The sequence below is a fragment of the Krasilnikovia sp. M28-CT-15 genome (genome assembly GCF_047159595.1).
Classification (GTDB): domain Bacteria; phylum Actinomycetota; class Actinomycetes; order Mycobacteriales; family Micromonosporaceae; genus Actinoplanes.
Window position 1 is genome coordinate 1,010,108 of record NZ_BAAGAK010000001.1, and the last position, 23,732, is coordinate 1,033,839.

The 23,732-nt window shown below is 69.6% G+C and carries 15 protein-coding genes; 8 read left to right on the forward strand and 7 right to left on the reverse strand.

What is annotated here, in order from left to right:
* The first annotated feature begins 321 nt into the window (after window positions 1-321).
* Both ACMCNO_RS04875 and ACMCNO_RS04880 read left to right on the forward strand, forming a co-directional pair.
* Complete coding sequence (locus ACMCNO_RS04875; protein WP_412748225.1) at window positions 322-795, forward strand: cysteine dioxygenase; 474 nt, start codon at window positions 322-324, stop codon at window positions 793-795.
* Window positions 792-1,256 (forward strand): rhodanese-like domain-containing protein, encoded by a 465-nt coding sequence (locus tag ACMCNO_RS04880; RefSeq protein ID WP_412748226.1) that lies wholly within the window; start codon window positions 792-794, stop codon window positions 1,254-1,256. Before ACMCNO_RS04875 ends, ACMCNO_RS04880 begins: the two co-directional genes overlap by 4 nt.
* Here the strand turns inward: ACMCNO_RS04880 and ACMCNO_RS04885 are convergent.
* The 4 genes from ACMCNO_RS04885 to ACMCNO_RS04900 are packed head-to-tail and all read right to left on the reverse strand — an operon-like array spanning window position 1,224 to window position 4,419.
* Window positions 1,224-2,123, reverse strand: coding sequence for an ABC transporter permease (locus ACMCNO_RS04885; RefSeq protein ID WP_412748227.1), 900 nt, complete (start codon window positions 2,121-2,123; stop codon window positions 1,224-1,226). The two genes, ACMCNO_RS04880 and ACMCNO_RS04885, sit on opposite strands and share 33 nt — an antisense overlap.
* Entirely contained in the window at window positions 2,113-2,904 is a 792-nt protein-coding gene (locus ACMCNO_RS04890) for an ABC transporter ATP-binding protein (RefSeq protein WP_412748228.1), read from the reverse strand. Before ACMCNO_RS04890 ends, ACMCNO_RS04885 begins: the two co-directional genes overlap by 11 nt.
* A gap of 19 nt (window positions 2,905-2,923) precedes the next feature.
* Window positions 2,924-3,994 (reverse strand): ABC transporter substrate-binding protein, encoded by a 1,071-nt coding sequence (locus ACMCNO_RS04895; protein WP_412748229.1) that lies wholly within the window; start codon window positions 3,992-3,994, stop codon window positions 2,924-2,926.
* An 8-nt stretch (window positions 3,995-4,002) separates the two neighbouring features.
* Window positions 4,003-4,419, reverse strand: a complete 417-nt coding sequence (locus ACMCNO_RS04900; RefSeq protein WP_130510520.1) for an RrF2 family transcriptional regulator — start codon at window positions 4,417-4,419, stop codon at window positions 4,003-4,005.
* Between the two features lie 173 nt (window positions 4,420-4,592).
* Here ACMCNO_RS04900 and ACMCNO_RS04905 point away from each other — a divergent pair, with 173 nt between their 5' ends.
* The 3 genes from ACMCNO_RS04905 to ACMCNO_RS04915 are packed head-to-tail and all read left to right on the forward strand — an operon-like array spanning window position 4,593 to window position 7,605.
* Complete coding sequence (locus ACMCNO_RS04905) at window positions 4,593-5,543, forward strand: sulfotransferase domain-containing protein (protein ID WP_412748230.1); 951 nt, start codon at window positions 4,593-4,595, stop codon at window positions 5,541-5,543.
* 11 nt (window positions 5,544-5,554) lie between these two features.
* Window positions 5,555-6,469, forward strand: coding sequence for a hypothetical protein (locus ACMCNO_RS04910; RefSeq protein WP_412748231.1), 915 nt, complete (start codon window positions 5,555-5,557; stop codon window positions 6,467-6,469).
* Window positions 6,470-6,525: 56 nt separating this feature from the next.
* On the forward strand, window positions 6,526-7,605 hold the full coding sequence (locus ACMCNO_RS04915) for a diguanylate cyclase domain-containing protein (RefSeq protein ID WP_412748232.1): 1,080 nt from the start codon (window positions 6,526-6,528) through the stop codon (window positions 7,603-7,605).
* Between the two features lie 6 nt (window positions 7,606-7,611).
* Here the strand turns inward: ACMCNO_RS04915 and ACMCNO_RS04920 are convergent, their stop codons facing one another.
* From ACMCNO_RS04920 to ACMCNO_RS04930, 3 genes are all read right to left on the reverse strand, one after another.
* Window positions 7,612-9,816 carry a carbohydrate-binding protein gene (locus ACMCNO_RS04920; protein ID WP_412748233.1) on the reverse strand — a complete coding sequence of 735 codons (2,205 nt, stop codon included), beginning with the start codon at window positions 9,814-9,816 and terminating at the stop codon, window positions 7,612-7,614.
* 105 nt (window positions 9,817-9,921) lie between these two features.
* On the reverse strand, window positions 9,922-11,148 hold the full coding sequence (locus ACMCNO_RS04925; protein ID WP_412748234.1) for an ROK family protein: 1,227 nt from the start codon (window positions 11,146-11,148) through the stop codon (window positions 9,922-9,924).
* 113 nt (window positions 11,149-11,261) lie between these two features.
* Window positions 11,262-12,656 carry an alkaline phosphatase PhoX gene (locus tag ACMCNO_RS04930; protein ID WP_412748235.1) on the reverse strand — a complete coding sequence of 465 codons (1,395 nt, stop codon included), beginning with the start codon at window positions 12,654-12,656 and terminating at the stop codon, window positions 11,262-11,264.
* Window positions 12,657-13,105: 449 nt separating this feature from the next.
* Here ACMCNO_RS04930 and ACMCNO_RS04935 point away from each other — a divergent pair, with 449 nt between their 5' ends.
* The 3 genes from ACMCNO_RS04935 to ACMCNO_RS04945 are packed head-to-tail and all read left to right on the forward strand — an operon-like array spanning window position 13,106 to window position 23,375.
* Window positions 13,106-16,000, forward strand: a complete 2,895-nt coding sequence (locus tag ACMCNO_RS04935; protein WP_412748236.1) for a LamG-like jellyroll fold domain-containing protein — start codon at window positions 13,106-13,108, stop codon at window positions 15,998-16,000.
* 53 nt (window positions 16,001-16,053) lie between these two features.
* Window positions 16,054-22,884: a polymorphic toxin-type HINT domain-containing protein gene (locus tag ACMCNO_RS04940; RefSeq protein WP_412748237.1), complete on the forward strand. Its 6,831-nt coding sequence runs from the start codon at window positions 16,054-16,056 to the stop codon at window positions 22,882-22,884.
* Window positions 22,878-23,375, forward strand: coding sequence for a hypothetical protein (locus tag ACMCNO_RS04945; protein ID WP_412748238.1), 498 nt, complete (start codon window positions 22,878-22,880; stop codon window positions 23,373-23,375). Before ACMCNO_RS04940 ends, ACMCNO_RS04945 begins: the two co-directional genes overlap by 7 nt.
* Window positions 23,376-23,732: the final 357 nt, after the last annotated feature.

Consider the following 23,732-nt stretch of genomic DNA (forward strand, 5'->3'; position numbering starts at 1 on the left):
TATGGTCATGCATTCGGGTGTTGCCCGGTAGGGTGCAGCCCATGGAGCGGGACGTTCACCTGACTCGGCGCCGTGTCGTCGACTTCCGCCTGGTGGCCAGCGGCGCCTGTTGAGTGCCCGCGCGGCGAGGATCGATCCCCGCGTAGCCGCTGTCGGGCGTGGGTGACGGCTCCGGAGACCTCGATGTCGCCTGCCGCCGCGCTGCTTGGCCGGATCGGCAAGCGCGTCCCGTGGTTCCCGTTCTATCCGTCCCGCGTGCCGCCGTGCGCCATCGCGCTAAACCTACTAAACACATAGGCATTATAAGTATTGGAGGTCGTCATGACACACGTCGGAACAGTTATCGATCACCTGGCCGTCGCCCGCGGCTACGCCGACGACCCGGTCGCCTGGCCGGTCGCACCAAGGTTCAGCGCGACCGGCCGGTGGTTTGCGAAGCTCGCGGAGCATCGGGACTATGAGGTGTGGCTGCTCACCTGGCTGCCCGGTCAGGGGACAGACCTGCACGACCACGGCGGGTCGGCGGGCGCGCTGCACGTGGTGAGCGGCTCGCTCGTCGAGGACGTGGTCGCGCCGGTCGCGGACGGAGGATTCCGGATGAACGTACGGCACCTCGATGCGGGCATCGGGCACGCCTTCGGCCCCCGGTACGTGCACCGCATCGTCAACCGGTCCCGCCGCCCGGCCGTCAGCGTGCACGTGTACGGTCCCGCGCTGACCAGCATGACCCGCTACCGGCTGAGCGCCGTCGGGCTGGAGGTCGCGGAGGTCGAGCGGGCCGGGGTGCAGTGGTGACCGCCGCCCCGCCCGGCTCGTACGGGATCGACGAACTGCTCGCGCGGGCCCGCGCCCGCCTCGACCGGCTGTCCCCCCAGGCGGCGTACGCGGCGCAGCGGGACGGCGCCGTGCTGGTGGACATCCGCCCCGCGGCCCAGCGGGCCGAGCACGGCGAGATCCCGGGGGCGCTGGTGGTCGAACGCAACGTCCTGGAGTGGCGGTTCGACCCGCGCAGCGACGCCCGGCTGCCCATCGCCGACCGCTACGACCTGCCGGTGATCGTGGTCTGCCAGGAGGGGTACACGTCGTCGCTGGCGGCTGCCGCCCTGCAGACCATCGGCCTGCACCGGGCCACGGACCTGGCGGGCGGATTCGCCGCGTGGCAGGCCGCCGCGCTGCCCACCACCCCCGGCGGCGTCGGCGCGGGTGATGTGCGGCAGGCGGCCTCAGGAGGCGGTGAGTCCCCAGCGGCGGCGTAGCGCGTTGTCGGCGGCGTTGAAGAGGATGTCGATGAGGATGCCGAGGATCAGCACCACGATGATGTAGGCGACCACCAGCGGCGCGTTCACGAGGTCGCGGGCGCCCTGCATCCGGGCGCCGATGGACAGCGCGCCCGGCACGATGACCAGCAGCTCGCCGGCCATGAGGCTGCGCCAGGAGAAGGCCCAGCCCTGCTTGAGCCCGGAGATGAACGAGGGCAGCGAGGCGGGCAGGATCAGGTGCCGGTACTTGGCGAACCCGCGCATGCCGAGGACCTGCCCCACCCGTAGCCAGGTGCGGGGCACGTAGTCGATGCCGCTGATCAGGCCGTTCGCCACCGACGGCGTGGCACCGATCACGACGACGAACATGATGGCGCTCTCGCTGATCTGGAACAGCAGGATGGCCAGCGGGAACCACATGATCGACGGCATGGTCTGCAGCCCGGTGATCAGCGAGCCGATGGCCGCGCGCAGCGGGCTGAACCGGGCCACCGCGGCGCCGATCACCGTGCCGAGCAGCACGGCCAGCGCGAACCCGGTGATCGCCCGGGTCATGGTGAGCTGGATCGACTTCCAGAACTCGCCCGTGCTGAGCAGGGAACCCAGCTCGCTGAAGACCTCACCGGGCGAGGGCAGCGCATACGGCGGCCTCAGCTCGGCCCAGTAGACCGCCTGCCACAGCGCTATGGCGATGCCGATCGCCAGCAGCTTGGGCCAGGCCGAACGCCACACGGTCACGCCGAGGCGGCCCAGCGTGCGCTTCTCGACCTGGCGGCCGCCCAGTTCGAGCGCGTCGAGCCCGGTGACCCGGTCGGCGGCCGAGGTGTCCCGGTCCGCCGCCCTGGTGGGTGCGTCAGTGGGCATGGCGGGAGACCTCCGCGCGGAGTCGGTCGGTGATGGTCGCAGCGAGCCCGGCGACCTCGGGGGAGTCGATGCGCCGGGGCCGCTCGTGTGCCACCGGGAAGTCCTCGATGACCCGCCCGGGACGGCTGCTCAGCAGCACCACCCGGTCACCGAGCCGCACCGCCTCGCGCACGTTGTGCGTGACGAACAGGACCGTGAGTTCCTGCTCGCGCCAGATCCGCTCCAGCTCGTCGTGCAGGATGTCGCGGGTCATCGCGTCCAGGGCGCCGAACGGCTCGTCCATGAGCAGCACGTCGGCCTCCTGGGCGAGCGCGCGGGCCAATGCGACCCGCTGCCGCATGCCGCCGGACAGCTCGTGCGGGCGTTTGTCGCCGAAACCCTTGAGACGTACGGTCTCCAGCAACTGGGCGGCCCGTTCGCGGCGTTCGGCGCGGCCGATCCCACGCAGGCGCAGGGCGATCTCCACGTTGCCCGCGACCGACAGCCACGGGAACAGCGCGGCCTCCTGGAACATCAGGGCGACCCGGCGGCCGCCGGTGTCCAGGACCCCGCCGCTGATCTGATCGAGCCCGGCGACCAGCGACAACAGTGTGCTCTTGCCGCAGCCGGAGGCGCCGAGCAGGCAGACGAACTCGCCCGGGTACACGTCGAGGGAGACGCGGTCGAGGGCGAGCAGTGCGCCGGCGCCACGACCGTACTGTTTCGACACGCCGTCCAGGCGGACGACCGCGCTGGTGCGCTGGCCGCCCGCCTGCCGGGTGTCCTGAGCGGTGAGGCTCATGGACTTCTGCCTTTCCTGCTTAGGCCGCGCTGTCGTTGACCGCGGGCTTGCCCGAGGCGGACAACAGTGCGTTGAGCGGGCCGAGGTCGTAGATGCCCTTGAGGTCCACGGGCTCCAGCAGGCCGACCTCCTCGGCGTGCTTGGCGCTGCCGTACAGCGAGGGCGCGATCGGGTCGACCGTGAAGGTGAGGTTGGCGAACGCCGCCTGCAGGACGGGGTCCTTGAGGGGCTTGCCGGTGAGTGCGGCGAGCTGGTCGTTGGTCGCCTTCTCGGCGGCAGCCTTGTCGGTGTTCAGGTAGTTTACTGCCGCGATGTGGCCCTGCAGCAGCTTCTTGACGGTCGCCGGGTACTTCTCCAGGAACTTCTGCGACACGATGAGATGGGTGGTGACGAACTGACCACCGGGCCAGAGGGTCTTCTCGTCGACGAGCACCTTGCCCTTGGACTCGGTCACCAGCTTCGCCACGTTCGGCTCCGGCACCCAGGCGCCGTCGATGGAGCCCTGGGCGAACGCCTGCACCGCGGTCGCGTTGTCCTGCGGCAGGATGGAGACGTCGCCGCCGCCCTGCTGGTCGGCGTTGAGGCCCTGGCTCTTGAGCCAGTGGCGCAGCGCGACGTCCTGCGTGTTGCCCAGCTGCGGGGTGGCGATCTTCTTGCCCTTGAGGTCGGCCGCGGAGTTGATGCCCTGCTTCACGACCAGCGCGGCGCCGCCCGAGGTGCTGCCCGCGATGATTTTCAGCGCGGTGCCCTTGGACTTGGCCCAGCCGTTGATCGCGGGGTTGGGCCCGATGTACGTGGCGTCGATGGCGCCCGAGAACAGCGCCTCGATCGCGGCGGGGCCGGCGCTGAAGGTCTTCGGTTCCAGCTTGGTGCTGCCCAGCGCCTTGCCGATGAGGCCGTTCTGCCCGTCCTTCACGCCGACCAGGGCGGGGGCGTGGGTGATGTTCGGGAAGTAGCCGAGGCGCAGCGTCGTCGCCTCGCCGCCGGCGTCCGCGGTGGATTTGTCGTCGTCACCGCAGGCGCTCAATGCGGTCGCGGCGACCAGGGCGGCCGCCGCGATGGCGAAAGCGCGGGTTATGCGGGAGCTCATGTGCACTCCTAGGTGGTTTGTACTGTGCTGGTGGCCGACAGGTCGGCCAGAGTGGTGGTGTCCAGAACGCCCTCGATGGCGTCCCGGACGGCGAGCCACACGTCGCGCAGACCGGCGGCCGCCCCGTGGTATCGGGCGACCTCCGTGGGTTGTCCGCGAACGGAACTCAGTGCACCGCCAGTTGCCCGAACCACGTCCCCGATCGCGATCTCGGTCGGGGGGCGGGTCAAGGCGTACCCCCCGTCCATCCCGCGGTGGCTGTGCAGCAGCCCGGCGCGACGCAGGTCGAGCAGGATGCCGTGCAGGAAGCTGAGCGGGATGTCCTGGGTCGCCGCGAGTTCTGCGGCCTTCACCAGCCGCGGGTGAGCGGCGGTGATGGCCAGCATGGCCCGGACGGCGTAGTCGGTGCGCGCTGAGACGTACACGGTGGTGACGTCCTCTCCCCGACGGTGTGGATCTTATCTTCGGAATCTCGATCTGGTTGGTGGGAATACTCGATGATGCAGGGTATGGCTGTCAAGCGAGGATCTTCACCCGATCGGGTTGCATTCCACCAAACCTACGTGTTCAGTAGAGATTCCCCCGCGGAGGAGGCACCATGCCATTGCCCGACTTCCTCATCGCCGGAGTGCCGAAGGCCGGCACGACAGCACTGCATGCCGCACTGGAGCGGCACCCGCAGCTGTACCTGTCCCGTCCCAAGGAGCCGAAGTTCTTCCTCACCGACGGGCCGCCGCCGCGCATCGGGGGCCCCGGAGACAAGCAGACGTACCAGGAGCACATCTGGCGCCAGAAGGACTACGAGCGGCTGTTCGTCCCCGCACCGCGCGGCAGCCTGCGCGGCGAGGCCACCCCGTTCTATCTGTACGACCCGGCCACCCATCTGCGGATCCACGCCCTGGTCCCGGACGTACGGATCATCCTCATGCTGCGTGACCCGGTGGACCGGGCGCACTCCAACTGGACCCACCTGTGGATCGCGGGCCTGGAGCCGGAGGCGGACTTCGTCACCGCCTGCCGCCTGGAGGAGCAGCGCCGCGCCGCCGGCTGGGCCGACTTCTGGCACTACATCGGGCTGGGCAAATACGGCGAGCAGGTCCGCCACCTGTTCGAGGTCTTCGACCGTGACCAGGTGCTCCTGCTGCGCTACCGGGACCTGCGCGAGCAGCCCGCCGCCACCCTTGACCAGGTTTGCGCGTTTCTCGGGGTGAGGACCGGCCTGCTCACGGAGGTGCCGCGGGAGAACGTGAATCGGCACGTGGTCGAGCACACCCGGTTCAACGCCGCCCTGCGTGGCCTGCTGCGCTTCGGCGGGAACGTCGGGCACGCCTTCCCGCTGGGAGTCCGCAAGACCTTCCGCGGCCCCCTGCTCACGGTGCTGCACCGCCGCAAGGGACGCCGGCCCCGGCCCACCCGGGAGGAGCGGGCCGCGCTGCTGCCCTACTTCGCCGACGACCTGGCGCTGTTGCAGGACGTCACCGGCCGGTCGTACGCGGACTGGCTCTCGCTCGACCCGGCCCAATCCCAGGCCGGAAGTTCCCGACCCTGAACGGAGCGCTTGTGACGATCATCAGTCCCGCCATCCCGCTGCCCCGCTGGACCGACGCGGCGGTGGTGGTCGAGCCGCCCGGCGTCGAGGCCGGTGCCTGGTCCGGTGCGCCGAGTGCCCTGCTGGCCGACGACGGGATCTACCTTGCGTACCGGCTGCGGCTGCCGGTGGACCAGGGCCGGGGGTACGCCAACGTCGTCGCCCACTCGGCCGACGGCGTGACGTTCCGCACGATCGCCACGGTGACCAAGGAGCGGTTCGGCGGGGAGTCGCTGGAACGGCCCGCGCTCGCCCGGACGGCGGACGGCCGGTGGCGCCTGTACGTCAGCGTGGCCACCCCGGGCACCAAGCACTGGCGGGTGGACCTGCTGGAGGCCGACACCCCCGCCGAGCTGGCCGGGGCGGTCCCGCGCACGGTGCTGCCGGGCGACGAGCACGTCGGGGTCAAGGACCCCGTGCTGCTGGCCGCCGACGACGGCTGGCACCTGTGGGCGTCCTGTCACCCGCTGGAAACCTGGGCCCACGCCGACCGCATGACCACCGAGTACGCCACCAGCCCGGACGGCGTGCACTGGACGTGGCGGGGCACCGCGCTGCGCGGCCGTCCCGGCCAGTGGGACGCCCGCGGGGTCCGGGTCTCCGCGGTGCTCCGGGCCGGCGACGAGCTGCTGGCCGCGTACGACGGGCGGGCCAGCGCCGAGGAGAACTGGGAGGAGCGCACCGGGACGGCGCGCGGGCGCCGGGCGGCCGACGGGACGTTCGGGCCGCTCACGGCCGAGGCGGAGCCGCCGCTGGGGTCGCCGTACCCGCCGCACGGGCTGCGCTACCTGAGCCTCGTGGCGCTGCCCGACGGGCGGCACCGGATGTACTACGAGGCCACCCGCGCCGACGGGGCTCATGAACTGCGTACCGAACTGGTCAACTAGTCCGGCATCCGGCAATTCATCGTCTGCAATGGATTTCTGCCATTACAGTTTGTTCCATGCTGGACGGTGTGAGCGTGCGGGACGGCGCCGACGCACATCTGCAGGCGCTGCGGGCGCTCAACGCCGTCAGCAAGCGCGTACACAGCAGTCTTGATCTGACCGAGACCCTCGATGCCGTGGCCGAGGGGGTGGTGGAGGCGGCCGGGTTCGGCCTCGCCGCGGTCAACCTGGCCGAGCCCAACGGCGACTTCACGGTCGTCTCCGCCGCAGGCAGCGAAGAGCTGCGCTGCACCATGGTGGGCACCCGGGGCGGCGCGGAGCACTGGCACGAGCTGTTGCGGCGCGCCGAACGCTGGGGGGCGCTGTACTTCGTCGACCACCGCAAGGGGGTCCCGGAGGATCTCCAGACCTGGATTCCGGACATCCCCGAGCCGGACGACCCGGACGGCTGGCACCCGCACGACTGCCTGTTCGCGCCGCTGATGGCGCCCTCCGGCGAGTGGGTCGGGGTGCTCAGCGTCGACCTGCCGGTCGGCGGGCGGCGGCCCGGACCGCAGCAGCTCGAGGTGCTGTCGCTGTTCGCGGAGCACGCGGCGATCGCCATCCTGCATGCCCGCATGCACGCGTCGTTGGAGCGCAGCAAGGCCCGCCTCCAGTACGCCGCGACCCACGACCCGCTGACCGGCCTGCCCAACCGCGCCTGGCTGCGGTCCCGGGTGGACGCGCTGCTGCGCCAGCCCGCCCGGCAGGTCGGGGTCATGGTGGTCGACCTGGACGGCTTCAAGCGGGTCAACGACGCGGCGGGCCACGAGGCCGGTGACGAGGTGCTGATGGTGGTGGCCCGGCGGATGCAGCGGCACCTGCGGGAGGGGGACCTGCTGGCCCGGATGGGCGGCGACGAATTCGTGGCGGTGCTGACCGGCGACGACGTCACCCGGGCGGTGCAGGAGACGGCCGCCCGGTTCCAGGCGGTGGTCGCCGAGCCGGTCGTGGGGCGCACCGGCACCCACCAGGTCACCGCCAGCGTGGGCTGGGCGGTCGGCACGGTGGCGGACGGGTTCTCCCGGCTGCTCCGGGCCGCGGACACGGAGATGTACCGCGCCAAGCGGCGCCTCGACCCGGAGCCCACCCACTGACCCCCGTCAGCTCAGCCGGAAGTAGTCGAGGTTGAACCCGCCGCTCTCGCAGTAGAGCGTGACGTCCTGCGCGCCCGCGGCGAGGGTGACCCGCGCGTGCACCGACCGGTACGCGGCCCAGCCGCCGGTGTCCGGCACGGAGACGGTCGCCAGCCCCTGCCCGGCGGCGTCGCGCACCGACAGGGCGTCGGGCGCAGCCGCTCCGCTCCCGTTCGCGACGCGCAGCTCCAGGTCGTACGTGCCGGGGGTGGCCACGTCGAGGCGGTACCGCAGCCAGTTGCCCGGTGCCGTCCAGCCGACGTTGCGTCCGCCGCTGGCCGACGGGGTGTTCTCGATGAAGTTCGCGCCGCCCTCGGTCCAGCCGTGCTGCGCCACGTACGCCTCGGCCTCGACCCGCTCGCCGATCGGCGCGCCGTGCGGCGCGACCGTGAGGCGCACGGTCAGGTCGGCGCCGGCCCGCCCGTCGGTGACGGTGAAGCGCAGGTCGCGTTCGCCGGGCACGGTGGGGTGCAGCGTCACGACTCCCGTGGCGGCGTCGACGCTCACCCCGTCGGGCAGGTCGGTGGCGTAGAACGCCAGCCGGTCGCCGTCGGCGTCCGTGGCCGCCAGCGGCACCCGTACGGTGCTGTACTGGTCGGCGGTGACGGCCGGGGCGGCGCCTGGCACGGGCGGATGGTTGCGCCGGTGTGGCAGGGGGAGCCGCCAGCGCAGGGTGGCGTACGCGTGGGCGGGCACCGTGGTCACGAACGACTGCCCCGCGAGGACGAACCGGACTTTCCGGTCCGTGCCGGTGGTGTTGCCGAGGATCGCGGTGTAGCCGTCGCGTCCGTCGCGGAACACGACGTTGCCGATCCCGCCCGACGGCGCGCTGGAGGCCACCCGGACATCGTCGCCGTCGAGGTGGCGGGCGAACTGGCCCAGCTGGTACAGCTCGTCGCGGACCCGGAAGTCCCCGGTGGCGGTATCCACTGTGACCAGCCGGTCCGGCCACGCCGTGGTCCGGGCCACCTCGTCCCAGTCGAGGTTGTTGTCCCGGGCGGGTGTCCAGTGCAGGGTGCCGCCGTTCTGGTCGGTCGCCGGGGCCCACAGCACGTACGAGGAGGCGTCGAGCCGGAGGTCGGCGAGCACCGTGGCCGGGGACACGTCGCTGGTCTCGGTAAGGTGCACCGGCTTGCGGTACTGCTCGTACGCGTCGCGCATGACCGCCGGATCCCCCCAGTACGGGTGGAACGCGATGCCGTCGGCGGCCCGCTCGGCGCGGGGATCGTCGAAGATCCGGTAGTAGTTCTTCGACGCGGTGCTGTTCGGGTCGCGCCAGTCCCAGAAGTTGAAGTCGTGCACGTAGAGGCCGGTGTCCAGGCGGGCGGCGGCGAGTTCGGTGTCGATGGCGACCGCCAGCCGCTGCTGCTGCGCGACGCTGATGTCCATCGCGGGGTACACGACGTCCATGCCGGGCTCGTTGAGCAGGGTCAGCGCGTCGATGTGGATGCCGTGCCGCGCGTACGCCTGGACGAACTCGACGTAGTACCGGGCGAGCACGTCGATGCAGTCGTCGCGCAGCTTGCCCACCTGGTGGTAGTCGGTGCTGCTGCCCGGGTTGAGCGCCACCTCGCCGAGGAACCGGTTGTTCGTCTTCATCCACGCCGGTGCGCTCCACGCGGAGGCGAAGAACGTCGCCCGCGGGTTGTGCCGCTGGATCAGTTTGATGGTGTCGATGATGTGCAGGTCGAGGTCGCGCTGGATGGAGAAGTACCGCAGCGCGAAGTCCTCGGTGACCCCGGCGGGCAGCTCGTCCTCCGACCAGAACGGCAGGTGCTCGATCAGGTCGGGGCTGCCGATGGTGATCCGGAACCGGTCCAGGCCCGCGCCGGTGCGCGGGTCGGCCAGCAGCCGGATCGCCGCGTCGCGCCGGTCCGGGCTCAGTTTCCACAAATTGGACACGCTGGTCTCGTCGAGTGAGAAGCCGATGCCGGTGTAGCGCTGCCGGGTCCGGCTGGGATCGACGACCACGGTGGCGTCCACGGGCCCGCCGGAGTCGCCACCGAACCGCACGGGCGGTAGCGGCTGCCAGGCCTTGCCGGCGCCGGTCGAGAACGTACCGGTGACCAGCGGACGGCGGTCGTCCGGGCGGGTGGCCGCGGCGGGCGGGGCCATCAATGCGGAGACGATGGTGGATGCGGCGATCAGCGCCACAGCCCGGGAACGCCGCACGGCGCCTCCTCGAAGTGTGAACGGAACTGTCCTCACTGGACGGAGTCTGCGCCGCGGGCTCGACTTAAGTCAAGGCAGAACATTAGTCCGGCGCGGGTCGCGCGGTTACTCGGCGAGGGGATCGGCGGCGATCATCGCTTCCACGGGCATGATCGCTGAGCCCAGCGCCACCCCGTCGGCGCCGAAGGTGGAAGGGTGCAGCTCGAACTGCGCACCCGGCCGGGACAGGCTGTGCGCGCGGATCGCCCGCTCCAGCGGCTCGGCGAGGCGTTCCATCAACCGCAGCCCCACCCAGCCGCCGACGATGACCCGCTGCGGGTTGGCCAGATTCACCATGTTCGCCAGGCCCAGGCCCACGGTGTCGACGACCTCGTCGCGCAGCGCCGCCGTGGCGGGATCGGACTCGGCGGCGTCGAGGAACGCGCCGATCGCCTGCCAGCCCGTACCGTCGAAGTCCCCACCGGCGCGCCGCCACGCGTCCAGGATGGCGTCGGAACCGATGTACGCCTCCAGGCAGCCGTGGCCACCGCACCGGCAGGGCAGGCCGCCGCGCTGCACCTTCGTGTGACCCCACTCGGCCGCGCTGGAGGCGTACCCGTGGGTCAGGTGGCCTTCGTTGATGACGCCGAGGCCGACGCCGCGGCCCAGCAGCGCGACCAGGCAGTGCTCCACGTCGCGGGCCGCGCCGAACCACAGCTCCGCCTTGGCCTGGGTCTTGGCGCCGTTCTCCGCGAAGACCGGGACGTCCGCCGACAGCAGCCGCTCGACCGGGACCGGCGGCCACGGCAGGGTGGGCGCGTAGAGGATCTGCCGGTCGTCGGCGTCCGTCTCCACCAGACCCGGCAGACCCAGCCCGATGCCGAGCAGGCGAGGCCACGCGTACGGGTTGCGCTCGCGCAGGGCGGCGAGGGCGTCCGCGAGATCCTGGGCGATGGTCTCGGCGGACTCCTCGTGGCGGCCGCCGCGGAACTCGCGGTCCACCCGGTTCATGGTCAGGTCGAACAGCTCGACCGTGACGCCGCTCTCGCCGACGTCGGCGCCCACCGAGTAGGCGGCCTCCGGGCGCGGGCCGATCAGCGCGATCGGCCGCCCACCCCGGGAGGAGACCGAGCCGTTCTCCTGCACCAGGCCCTCGCCGATCAGCTCGGCGACGAGCTTGGTGACCGACGCCGGGGAGAGGTCGCAGACCTGGCCGAGCTTGGCCCGGGTGGTCTCCCGGGACAGGATGATGTGCCGCAGCACCAGCGAGCGGTTGCGCTGCCGCAGCGACGTCACCGTGGATGCCTCCGGGACGGCGAATCGCGCTCGCCCCGAGGTGTAACTGACGCCCATGTCCCTCCGACAGCCGCTACCTGCGGACATGTCTACACCGCGGCGGGCGCTCAGTCTATCGGGGTGACGTAAGGGGTGCCCGGTCCGGCGGGCCCGGGCACCCCTGCCGCGGCTCAGTGGCCGCGGCCCCACGGCCCGGTGATCGCGAAGACCAGCCCGGGGTTCTGGAAGTTGGCGAACAGGATCTCCGCGTTCTGGCTGAACGTCGGCCCGGTGAACTCGCTGTCGTTCAGCTCGTTGCGGGCCATCGCGTACGCCTCGCCGCGCTCGGTCAGTCCGACCAGGTGGCTCAGGCCCTCGCCGTCCTCGGCCATCATCAGCCCGCCCAGCGGCGACACCGTGATGTTGTCCGGGCCGTCGAAGGTGCCCTCCTGCGCCGGGTCCTGGTTGACCCCGAAGATGGTCTTGAGGGTGATCGTGGCGTGCTTCGGGTGGTAGAACCACACCTGGCCGTCGTGCTCGTTGCGGCTGCCGTCGTCCTTGCGGGCGTACGAGGCGACGAAGTAGATGCCGCCGTCACCCTGCCACTGGCCCTCCAGCTTGCGGCTGCGGGTGATCTGGTCGTCGGTGAACTGCTTGCGTACCGACACCGTCTTCGCGAGCCGGTCCGGCACCTCGACCCAGGTGACGTCGAAGCGGGTGCCGGGCTCGGTGGCCTCGGACAGGTCGGCCACGTGTGCGCCGCGGTGGGTGCAGCGCATCGCCTCCAGGACGCCCGCGGCGTCGCCGCCGGGGCTCAGCGCCAGCTCTCGCAGCGCGCCCTTGCCGCCGCGGAACCGGCGCGGCGGGGTCCACCGGAAGTACAGGCCGAGCGGCGTGTTGGCGTCCTCGGTCAGGAAGATCTGATGGGTACGCGGATCCACCGCGACCGCCTCGTGGGCGTACCGGCCGAGGAAGGCCAGCGGCACCGGGTCCCGGTTCGCCTCCCGGTGGACCGGGTCGACCTCGAACACGTACCCGTGGTCCTTCTGGAACACCCCGCCCGCCCGCTGCTCGGACTCCTCGCAGGTCAGCCACGTGTTCCACGGGGTGATGCCGCCCGCGCAGTTGTTGTGCGTGCCCGCCAGGCTGACGTACTCGCGCAGGCGGGTGCCGTGCCGGTCCACCTCGATGGTGGTGGTGCCGCCCGCGGCGCCGGGGTCATAGGTGAGGCCGGGCAGGGCGGGCACGCCGTACGGTTCGGTGCCGCCGATCTCGTGGTTGTTGACGAGGACCCAGCCGGTGCGGGAGCGGAAGCAGGCCGTGCCGTCGGCGTCGCTCGGGGTGGGCTGGCCGGTTTCGAGCAGCGTCTCACCGGCGTGCGCGACGACCTGGTAGCGGAAGCCGCGGGGCAGCGCGAGCAGGCCCTTGGGGTCCGGGACGAGCGGGCCGTAGCCGGCCGCGGGACGGCAGGCCGCCCGGGCCTCGGCGGGGCCGGCGATCGCCTCGAGGCTGCCGCCGATGGCGATGCCGAGACCACCGGCCATGCCGGCGCGCAGCACACTGCGTCGAGGGAGGGCGCTGGACATGTTTCCTCCATGGAGTACGGGGTGGACGGTGCCTCGTAGGCAAACGAACCGGGACAGCTGTCCCTCCCTCAGCCCGGCATCCGTCCGGTGAACACTGCATGAAGCATCAATGGTCCGGTCTCGTCACGTGAGAGTCCACTATTTCGGGTATGACGGACTCCGTGGGCTACCGCCAGCGCAGGGGAAGATCCTCGGGTCCCACCGGATGATGCCGCGGTTCAGCACCGATCCCGAGGTGGCTCGCTGCCCGTCGTGTACCCGACAAACCCTGCCCTTTGGCAGTGAGTTTGGTCTGTTGACCTGGAAGATTATCGATGTCTAGGCTTCCGGGTATCCGCCCGGGGGGAAGCGATATTTCCATGCATCGTTGTCTGCTGCGTCGTGCCCACCGTCCGTCTCGCACCAGCAGATCATGGGTGTGTTCCGCCCTGATTGGCCTGCTCGCTCTCTTGATCACTGCCGCGCCGGCCGTACCCACCCTCATGGTGGCGCAACCTGCGCACGCCGCCGAGGCTGCGTGTGCGGCGGAGGCGGGTTCTGAGGCCGCTGCCGAGAGCATGGCGCAGCGGTGTGATCAAAGCGTCGAGGTGGTCGATGCGCGGACGGAGTTGACGCGGACGTTCGTGGAGGCCAGCGGCGCGCGGAAGCTTGAGGCGGCGGTGACGCCGCAGCGGGTCCACCGGGCTGACGGGTCGTGGGTTCCGGTGTCGACGATGCTGACCCCGCACGGCGATGGTTTCGCTGCGACAGCGTCAACGGCGGACATCACGTTCTCCGGTGGTGGGACGGCGCCGTTGGTGACGTGGCGCTCGGGTGGTTCGACGTTCACCCTGTCGTGGCTCGGCCCAGAGGCGGGCGCGACGCCGGGAACCGGCCGCCCGGATCCGTCGGGACTGCCGGCGCCGCGTCTGGACAAGGACTCGGCGGTGTACGACGAGGTCCTGCCGGGGGTGGCCCTGTATGTGACGGCGACCGCGGACGGGTTCCGGCATGCGCTGGAGGTGAAGTCCGCGGCCGCGGCGGCAAACCCGGCGTTGAGGTCGATCCGGTACGCGGTCGGTGGCACGGCGACGCGCCGTACCAACGCTGATGGCGTGTTCGAGGTGGTCGACGCGGCCGGTGAGGTGTTCGCGACCGGTGGCGGCGCGGCGATGTGGGACTCGACGACACCCGCGGCTGCGTCGTCGGTGGCGCCGATGTCGGAGGCGGGTCGAAGTCGTGTGACCGCGATGCGCGCGCAGGCTGCGGCGGACCCGGATGGTGATCTGCAGTCGACGGCGGCGCGACCGGGCGCGGCGGCGGTGACCCACACGGCCGGCGTGACGGTGTCGGACGACCGGCTGACGGTGGTGCCGGACGCGGCGATGCTGACCAGTCCGGCAACGGTGTTCCCGGTGTTCATCGATCCCCCGATGAACGGTAAGCGGACGAAGTGGGCGTGGGCGAACAGCGGGAACTTCGACACGGATGTGGAGAACCGGGCCCGGGTGGGCCGGAACCCCTACGACGACGTCCGGTACCGGTCGTACTTCAACTTCGACATTGAGAAGCTGAATGACAGCCGGATCCTGGACGCCAAGATCACCATGGTGCTGGATCACTCGTGGTCGTGTGACCCGACCTGGGTGTGGCTGTACCGCACGGGCGCGATCACGGTGGACTCCGGCAAGCGGATGAACTGGTCGACCCGTCCGCTGCCGGGTTACACGCTCGGGAGCAGAGCCGCGAACGCGAACGAGGCGGGCGGGTGCGGAACGATCCAGCCCGATGCGAACGTCGAGTTCGACACCGAGGCGCTGCGCGCGGATCTGGAGTACGCCGCCAGCCCCCAACATCATTGGGGCATCTACGTCGCCGCATTGTGTGCCTGCAACGACTCGGGGGAGTACGAGACGTCGCAGGATCGGTGGAAGAAGTTCTACACCGACAAGACGTACCTGATCGTCAAGTACGACAAGCCGCCGAACGCGCCGGTCCCGCAGCCGTTCAACCCGACGACGGAGTGCTACAAGGCGTGCTCCGGGACCGCGACCGTGCGCACGTCGACGCCGACCCTGGTCGCTAGGGCGTCCGACCCGTTCGACGGCAATCTCAAGACCACGTTCGAGGTCCGCACCGCTGCGTCGGCCTCGGCGTCGCTGGTCGCCTCGAACGCGTCGGCGCCGTTCGTGGGAGCGGCGGACAGTAACGCGAAGTGGCCGGTGTCCGCGAGTCTGGCCGACGGCACCTACTACTGGCGGGCCCAGTCGAAGGACGAGAACAATCTGGTCGGGGCGTGGAGCGGTTGGCAGACGCTGAAGGTCGACAGGACCGCACCGGCCACACCGACGATCTCCTCGGCGCAGTTCCCGTTCAAGCAGTGGGGCGCGCAGCTCGGGCAGCAGGGCACGTTCACCTTCGACTCCGGCGGTGACGCTGCCGAGTACACCTGGGCGGTGGACGGCGGTTCCACCACCACGACCACGTCCGCGTCGGCCAGCTACAGGCCGGTGACGGACATGGTGCACACGATGCAGGTCTACGCCACCGACGTCGCGGGCAACAAGTCGACGGTACAGGCGCAGAACGGCTACCAGTTCTGGGTGACGCCCTTGCCGAACCGGTGCTGGAACTGGCGCCTGGACGAGACCTCGGGCAGCACGGCGGCGGACAAGGGCAACACCGACTCCAATGACTCCGTGTGCGCCCCCCTCGAGAACCCGCCCGCCGGGGTGAGCGCCCAAGCCCAACCCGGCACGTTGTCAGGCGGGGTGACATGGGGCTCGGGTTACGTGGGAAATGCCGCCACCTTCTCCGGGTCCGGACAGATCACCACGGCGGGCCCGGTGCTGGACACGTCGAAGAGCTTCACCGTGATGGCCTGGGTTCGACCCACGAGTCTGGGTTCGGCGCAGGAGCAGACCGTGCTCAGCCAGGACGGCAACACGACCAGCCGATTCGCGTTGATGTTCCGCAGGCAGGCCAACAACGGTGCGGGCGGCTGGTGTTTCGGCCTGCGCGACGCCGACGCGGCGGGCACCGGCCCGACGGTGGTCTGCGCCACCGGCCAGATAGGTGACAACACCCGCCCAGCGGACAACCAATGGGTGCACCTCGGCGGGGTGTACAACGCCGAGACCTCGACGCTGCAACTGCACGTCATGGGCAACCAGGACAGCTGTAACGGCGAGATGGCCAGCGCAGCTGCGACCGGCACCGGGTGGGCGGGAGCGGGGTCGCTGGTCATCGGCCGCGGCAAGGCTGACGGCGGCCCGGCGAGCTACTGGCGGGGCAGCGTCGACCAGGTCTACGCCCACCAGCGGGCCCTCAAGCCGTACGAGATCTGCCAGCAGGCCGGACAGTGAACCGCCGCACCACCACCTCCCGCAGCGTCGGCACATCACGGGAAAGAGGCACCGTGCACACGCCCCACCGGAGCTTGTCGGCTTCCACGCACCTGAGCACCCTGGCCCGCCGGGGCCGGTGGCTCGCGTTCCCGCTGACCATGCTGCTGGCCACCACCCTGACCACACAAACCACGGCCAGGGCAGCCCCGGAAGGGTGGAAGCCACCCAAGCCCAAGGACGTCGCGGGCGTGCCCGTCCACGCCGTGAAACCCACCACGCGCAAGCCTCTGGCCCCACCGGCATCAACGGGCGGCCCGCAGAAGGTCGCGTGGCCGGCGGCCGGGTCAGCGCAAGTGGACCTGACCGCGGCCAAGGCTCCGCAGAGCCTGCGCACCGCCGCCACTGCGGCTCCGTCCGCCGCGGCCCAGGCGGGGAGCCTGCCCGTCCGGGTCGCACCGGCCCCCGCCGACACCAAGATCAGCGGTCGGGCGCTCACCGCCGCGGACCGGCCGGGTCGGGTGTCCGTGACGATGCACGACAGGGCAGCCGCCGACCGCGCCGGGGTCAACGGTGTCCTGCTCAGCCTCAGCCGCCCCGGCCCCGCCCCACAGACGGCCGCGGCTCCGCCGGCCACCGCGGCGACCGCGCCGCCGTCTGCGGTGTCGCTGAGCGTGGACTATTCCGGCTTCAGCAAGGCATACGGTGGGGACTGGGCGTCCCGGCTGCGCCTGGTGCAGCTGCCCGCCTGCGCCCTGTCCACGCCCGGTGTCGCTGGTTGCACGACGGCGACCCCAATGGCCTCGGTGAACAACCCGAGGGCGCAGACCCTGACCGCGACCGCACCGCTGGCCGCCGCGAGTTCGGTGTTGGCCGCGACCAGCGGGGCGTCGGGTGACAACGGCGATTACAGCGCCACCGACCTGTCGTCGTCGGCGACGTGGAACGTGGGGCACCAGACCGGGGACTTCACCTGGTCGGTGCCGGTCAAGGTCCCGGACGCCTCCGGTGCGGTCGGCCCGTCGCTGGGGCTGGGGTATTCCTCCGGCAGTGTGGACGGGCTGACCGGTGCCACGAACACGCAGGGCGGCTGGGCCGGTGACGGCTGGTCGATGTGGCCGGGGTTCATCGAGCGCCGTTACAACTCCTGCGCGGACTCGAACCCGCAACACAAGACCGGGGACCTGTGCTGGTTCAACAGCAACGCCACCCTGTCGCTCAACGGCCACGCCGGTGAGCTGATCAAGGACGGGCCGGTGTGGCGGCTGAAGAACGACGACGGCACCATCGCCGAGAAGATCACCGACAACGCCCGCGGCAACGGCGACAACGACAACGAGTACTGGAAGGTCACCACCGCCGACGGAGTTCAGTTCTTCTTCGGCTACCACAAGCTGCCCGGCTGGAGCAGCGGCAACCCGGTCACCGACTCGACCTGGACCGTCCCCGTGTACGGCGACGACGCGGACGACCCTTGCCATGACGACGACTTCGACAAGGCCTGGTGCCAGCAGGCGTGGCGGTGGAATCTCGACTACGTCGTCGACCCGCACGGCAACTCGATGGCCTACTTCTACGGCCACGAGACCGGCGCGTACGGCCGGAACCTGGATGCGGACAAGCGCACGACCTACGACCGTGGCGGCTACCTCAAACGGGTCGAGTACGGGATGCGCCGCGGCGCCGAGTACGACCAGGCCGCCCCGCTGCGCGTGGTGTTCGACACCGCGGAACGCTGCAAGTCCGACTGCTGGAACGGCGCGGCGTGGGATTCCACGCCGAAGAAGTCGGCGTGGCCCGACACCCCGTGGGACCAGTACTGCGAGCAGGGCGACCGCTGCACCGACCAGATCTCGCCCACGTTCTGGTCCTCGCGGCGCCTCGCGAAGATCACCACGCAGAAGCGGACCGGTGCGAGCGCGTACGCCGACATCGACTCGTGGACGCTGCGGCAGGACTTCATCAACGCCGGCACGGGCGAGTCCACCCCGATGTGGCTCAGCGGGGTTACCCACACCGGCCTGCTGAAGGACGTCGCGGACGACCCGAATCCGCACGACCCGGAAAGCAGCCCGGAGATCACGTTCGGCACCGGCGCGGAACCGCTGGACAACCGGGTCGACGCGGTCGGCGACGGCCGCAGCGACCTGGCCCGGTGGCGGATCAAGCAGATCCGCAACGAATCCGGCGGCGACCTGATCATCAGCTACTCACCCGAATCGGACTGCGACCGCGACCACCTGCCGAAGCCGGACAGCAACACCACCCGCTGCATGCCCGCCTACTACTCGTGGCCGGGCACCGGTGAGCCGACCCTGGACTGGTTCCACAAGTACGTCGTCACCCGGGTCGACCAGAACGACCTCGCCACCGACCAGCCGTCCACCACCACGTTCTATGACTACCTGGATGCCCCGGCCTGGCACTACCAGGACGACGAGATCACCAAGGACAAGTTCAAGACCTGGGGCGACTGGCGCGGTTACAGCAAGATGCGGGTTCGGCAAGGCATTGGTACGGGCGAGCAGAGCGTCGTCGAGTACCGGTACCTGCGCGGCATGGACGGCGACAAGCTCGCCGACGGCGGCAAACGCAGCGAATCCGTCAGCGACTGGGGCGGCACGGTCACCGACCATGAAGCGCTCAACGGGTTCCTGCGCCAGGAGATCACCTACAACGGGGCCACCGGCAGCAACGTCGGCCCCGAGATCAGTGCGACGGTGAACACCCCCTGGCGACGTGGACCCACCGCCACCCGTACCCGCAGCGGGGTGACCACCAACGCCTACATGGTGCACACCGGCACGTCGCGGACCCGCACCGCGCTGGCCGCGGGCGGATACCGCTACCGCACCACGACATCCGCGTTCAACGACGACGGCCTGGCCACCACCGTCAACGACACCGGCGACGAGGCCGTCAGCACCGACGACACCTGCATCCGCAACACCTATGCCCGCAACTCTGACGCCTGGATCCTCGACAAGGTCGTCATGAGCGAGAAGCTGTCGGTGCCGTGCGCCGACGCTCCCGAGACGGCGACGCCCGCGACGGTCGTCTCCCGCACCCGCACGTTCTACGACACCTACACCGACGACGCGTCATTCGGGAAAGCCCCGACCCGGGGTGACGTCGTCCGGGTCGAACAGCTCGACTCATGGTCCGGCAGCACCCCGAAATACGCCCGTACCCAATCGAGCGCCTACGACGCGGTGGGGCGGGTCACGGCGACCACGGACGCCCGCGGCTACACGACCAGTACGGACTACACGGTGACGAACGGGCTGGTCACCCGGACCGTGGTCACGAACCCGCTGCAGCAGAAGACCACCACGACCGTGGAACCCGCGTGGGGCGCGTCCACGACGATCAGCGACGCCAACAAAATCACGGCCACCCTGCGCTACGACGCATTCGGCCGGCTGACCACGGTCTGGCTGCCCGGGACCAGCACGAGTGCTCCCGCGGACACCAAGTTCACCTACAAGCTGCGCCAGACGGGCGGGCCCAGCTACGTCACCGCGGATAACCTGCTGCACAACGGCACCTACAAGAAGTCCGTCACCCTCTACGACGGATTCCTGCGCCAGCGGCAGTTGCAGACGCCCGCCACCGGCGGCGGCCGGCTGCTTACCGACACCTTCTACACCACCCGCGGGGTCGTCGACTGGACCTCCGAGCCGTATTACGACTCCACCAACAGTGGCGTCAGTACCGACCTCGGACGTCCGCAAGGACAGATCCCCGCCATCAACCAGACCGTCTACGACGGCGCCGGACGGGCCAAGGCCACCATCCTCACCGCCAACGGCACCGAGAAGTGGCGCACCACCACCACCTACGGTGGCGACCGGACCAGCGTCACCCCACCGTCGGGCGGGACCGCCACCACCACCCTGACCGACATCGCGGGCCGCCCCACCGTGCTGCGGCAGTACAAGAACCCCGCCGATGTCGGCAAAAACGACCCCGCCCTGTTCGACACATCGAGGTTCACCTACGACCTCGCCGGTAACCTCAAGACGCTGACCGACGCCGCCGGCAACACCTGGTCCTACACCTACGACCTGCGTGGACGGCGGACCGCCGCCAAGGACCCCGACACCGGGACCAGCACCACGACCTACGACGCGGCCGGCAACATCAGCACCGCCACCGACAGCCTCAACCACGTTCTCGCCTACACCTACGACGAACTCGGCCGCAAGACCAGCGTCCGCGACGGCTCCGCCACCGGCACCAAACGCGCCGAATGGCTGTACGACACCCTGACCAACGGCATCGGCAAACTGACCAAGTCGATCCGCTGGGCCGGCGGCGTCGCCTACGAGAACCGCGTCGACGGCTACAACACCCGTGGAGCGCCCACCGGCACCTCCGTGGTCCTGCCCGCCAGCGCCGGGGCGCTGTGCGCCAGCGAATCCGCCGCCCCCTGCACCTACAGCAGTCCGGTCACCTACAAGAGCCCCGGCACCCTGCTCAGCAGTACCCGCCCCCAGGCCGGCGGGATGGCCAAGGAGAAACTCACCTTCGGCTACAACGACGTCGGCGCGCCGACCAGCATCATCTCGCCCATCCAGATCTACGCCGACGCCGGGTACAACAAACTCGGCCAGCCCATCAGCCAGACGTTCGGCAACTACGGCTCCCGCGTCGCGGTCACCTCCAGCTTCGACGAACCGACCCGCCGGCTGATGAGCACCAACGTCGTCCCCGAGCTGAAGAACGAAGCCGTCAACTTCGGCTACGAGTACGCCAATTCCGGCAACGTCACCAAGATCACCGACACGGCGCAGGGCCAGACGCCCGACATCCAGTGTTTCGACTACGACTACCTCGGCCGCCTCACCACCGCCCGCACCACCGCGACCAACGACTGCGGCAGCGCACCCGGCCTCGGCAACCTCGGCAGCTCCTCGCCGTACTGGTATGCCTGGCAGTACAACACCATCGGCAACCGGACCAAGGAAACCCGCTACGCCGCGGCGGGTAACGCGGTCACCGACTACGCCTACCCCGCCTCCGGTTCTGCGTCGGTGCGCCCGCACGCGCTGACCCAGGTCATCACGACCATCGGCGGCCAGAGCACCACCCGCGCGTTCGGCTACGACAACGCAGGCAACACCACGACCCGGACCACCGAGTCCGGCACCCCGCAAACCCTGACCTGGGACGCCGAGAGCCACCTCGACACCCTCACCGAGGCCGGCAAGACAACCGCGTTCATCTACGACGCCGACGGCAACCGCCTCATCCGCAAGACCCCTTCGGGCAGCACCCTGTACCTGCCTGACGGCACCGAAGTCGCGGTGGCCGCGGGTTCCAGCACCGCCACCGCCACCCGCTACTACAACCACCTCGGCGCGACCATCGCCATGCGCACCACTGGCGGGCTGAACTGGATCGTCGGTGACCACCACGGCACCGCCGAACTCACCATCGCCGCCAGCGGCCTCGCCGTCACCAAACGCCGCACCCTGCCATTCGGCGACGCCCGCAGCAACCCCACCGGATGGCCTACGGCGTTCGACAAGGGCTTCCTTGGCGGCACCAAGGACCCCACCGAGCTGACCCACCTCGGCGCCCGCGAGTACGACCCCGGCCTCGGCCGGTTCATCTCCGTCGACCCGCTGCAGAACACCGCCGACCCGCAACAGTGGAACGCCTACGCGTACGCCGGCAACAACCCCGCCACCCTCGCCGACCCCAGCGGGCTCATGCCCCCGCTCAGCGACCGCGGCGACGTCCAGCACAGCTCCTGCTACGACGCGTGCCAGCGGGCGGCCACCGCCTCCTACCGCCGGTCCATCCCGTCCGGCACCGCCGAGGTCGACTACACCGAGGGCCACCCGAACGTCTGCGTCCGTGGCTACTTCTGCATGGACGACCGGCAGGTCACCCGCCCTCACGAGTACATCAACGCCTACAACGCGGAACTCGACCGCAGCCGCGCGAAATGGGGTGAGCTCACCGACGTCCAGATCAGTAACGCGATGGCCACCGCGTGCATGGCCCACGGCGACCAAGACCCCAACGACAACAACTGCAGCACCTGGACCTACAACGACCTGCAGAACATCGCCGGCGCCAAGACCGTAGCCGCCTACGAGAAGGCGCACGGCGTCAACAAATTCCGTGCTGCCGAGGCCTCCGGCTTCGCCATCCTCGAATTTGTCGCCGGCCTACCCGGCTGCATGCTCAAGGGTGCCGTCGGCGCAGACCGGCGCAGAAGTTTCTCCGGCGACACCGAAGTCTTCATCAGCGAGCACACCACCAAGAAGATCAAGGACCTCCGGGCCGGTGACGAAGTCTTCGCTACCGACCCCGAAACCGGCGACCACGGACTCCGCACGGTCGACATCGTGTGGGTCCACAAAGATGACCTTTACACCCTCATCGTCAACGGCGAACGCCTCACCACCACCGAAGACCACCCCTTCTGGAACGACACCGACCAGCAATGGGAACGTGCCGACCAACTCGACGTCGGCGATCGCCTCCGCACCCCCGACGGCGCCGCCGCCCGCGTCGATGGATTCACCACAGCCACGCACCACATCGCAGACGCCTACAACCTCACCATCGACGGCATTCACACGTACTATGTGCTCGCTGGCAACACCCCGGTGCTCGTGCACAACGACGGCGAATACCCAACTAGTGGCACCATCGTGTCCCGCGGTACGATGAAGATTCAAATCTATGCGAACGACCACGGGCCGCCCCATGCTCATCTCAAGGATGGTAAGTTCGATATTCAGATTGGCCAGAATGGTAAGCCGCTGAACTCGGATGTGACGCTGAATTCCAAGCAGCAGGCATTCGTCGATGAGAACATAAAAACAATTCGGGGAAGCATCGGAGCGAAGATGCGCGAGTATCGGCTGAGCGGTGGTGGATGCTGATGGGATCGCTTGATGACGCGGTAGGGCGGCTTGCTCGAGTTGTCGGCGTCACCCCTGGTGACTTGGGCGATGAACACGCTCGCTGGGAAATCTACCTTAAAGCGATGAACCTTCCTGCTGCACATGAGCTGCTGATTCGGGCTGTCGACGCTGAAAGTGACGACAACCTCGCGACTTCCGTCGTTCTGCGTATGATTGAAAAAAACGGCGAGGCGGAACGTATTGATTGGGTAAATGCGCTTCGAGGAGACAAACGGGACTACGCTCATCGTCGCGCGCTGGAACTGTTGGTCCTGGAGCGCATTATATCGGGAGCGATCGACTCGACCGAGGTGGCACAAAAAATAGACGGATGGACGGATTGGCTTCAGATGCGAATAGCTGATTCGGCTACCAGCCCGGGAATTCTCGATATCGTGGGCGAGGTTGGGAGAACTCGACGTATCCGCAACGCGGCTAAGGGTCGGCGAGCGGAAGTCGGAGGAGAGTGATGGCGGCCAATGGTGAACAGTTTGTGCGTGGTACGGCGGCTACAGTCGGTCAAGGCGGTGCCTCCAGAGGCGTGATGGTGCGCTCGGGTTGCCGTCATCGGGTGGATTGCGTCGGCCAGCATCGATCTTCGGGCCGGTGCGCGGAAATCGGATGGCGGCAGACCTTGTAGACCCAGGGCAGTCAAACCTGTCCTGGGTCTCGGCGAAGCACCTCGCGGCCCCATTGGGGGACGATCTGGACTGCACGTTGGTGCCATCGGCGATGGTGGCGTGCGCGCGGGGTCGGAACGGCTTTAGCGCGTGCGCGCAGTCCGGCGCAGCCGGGCCGTTTCTTGATTATGTAGAGCAGTTTTGAAC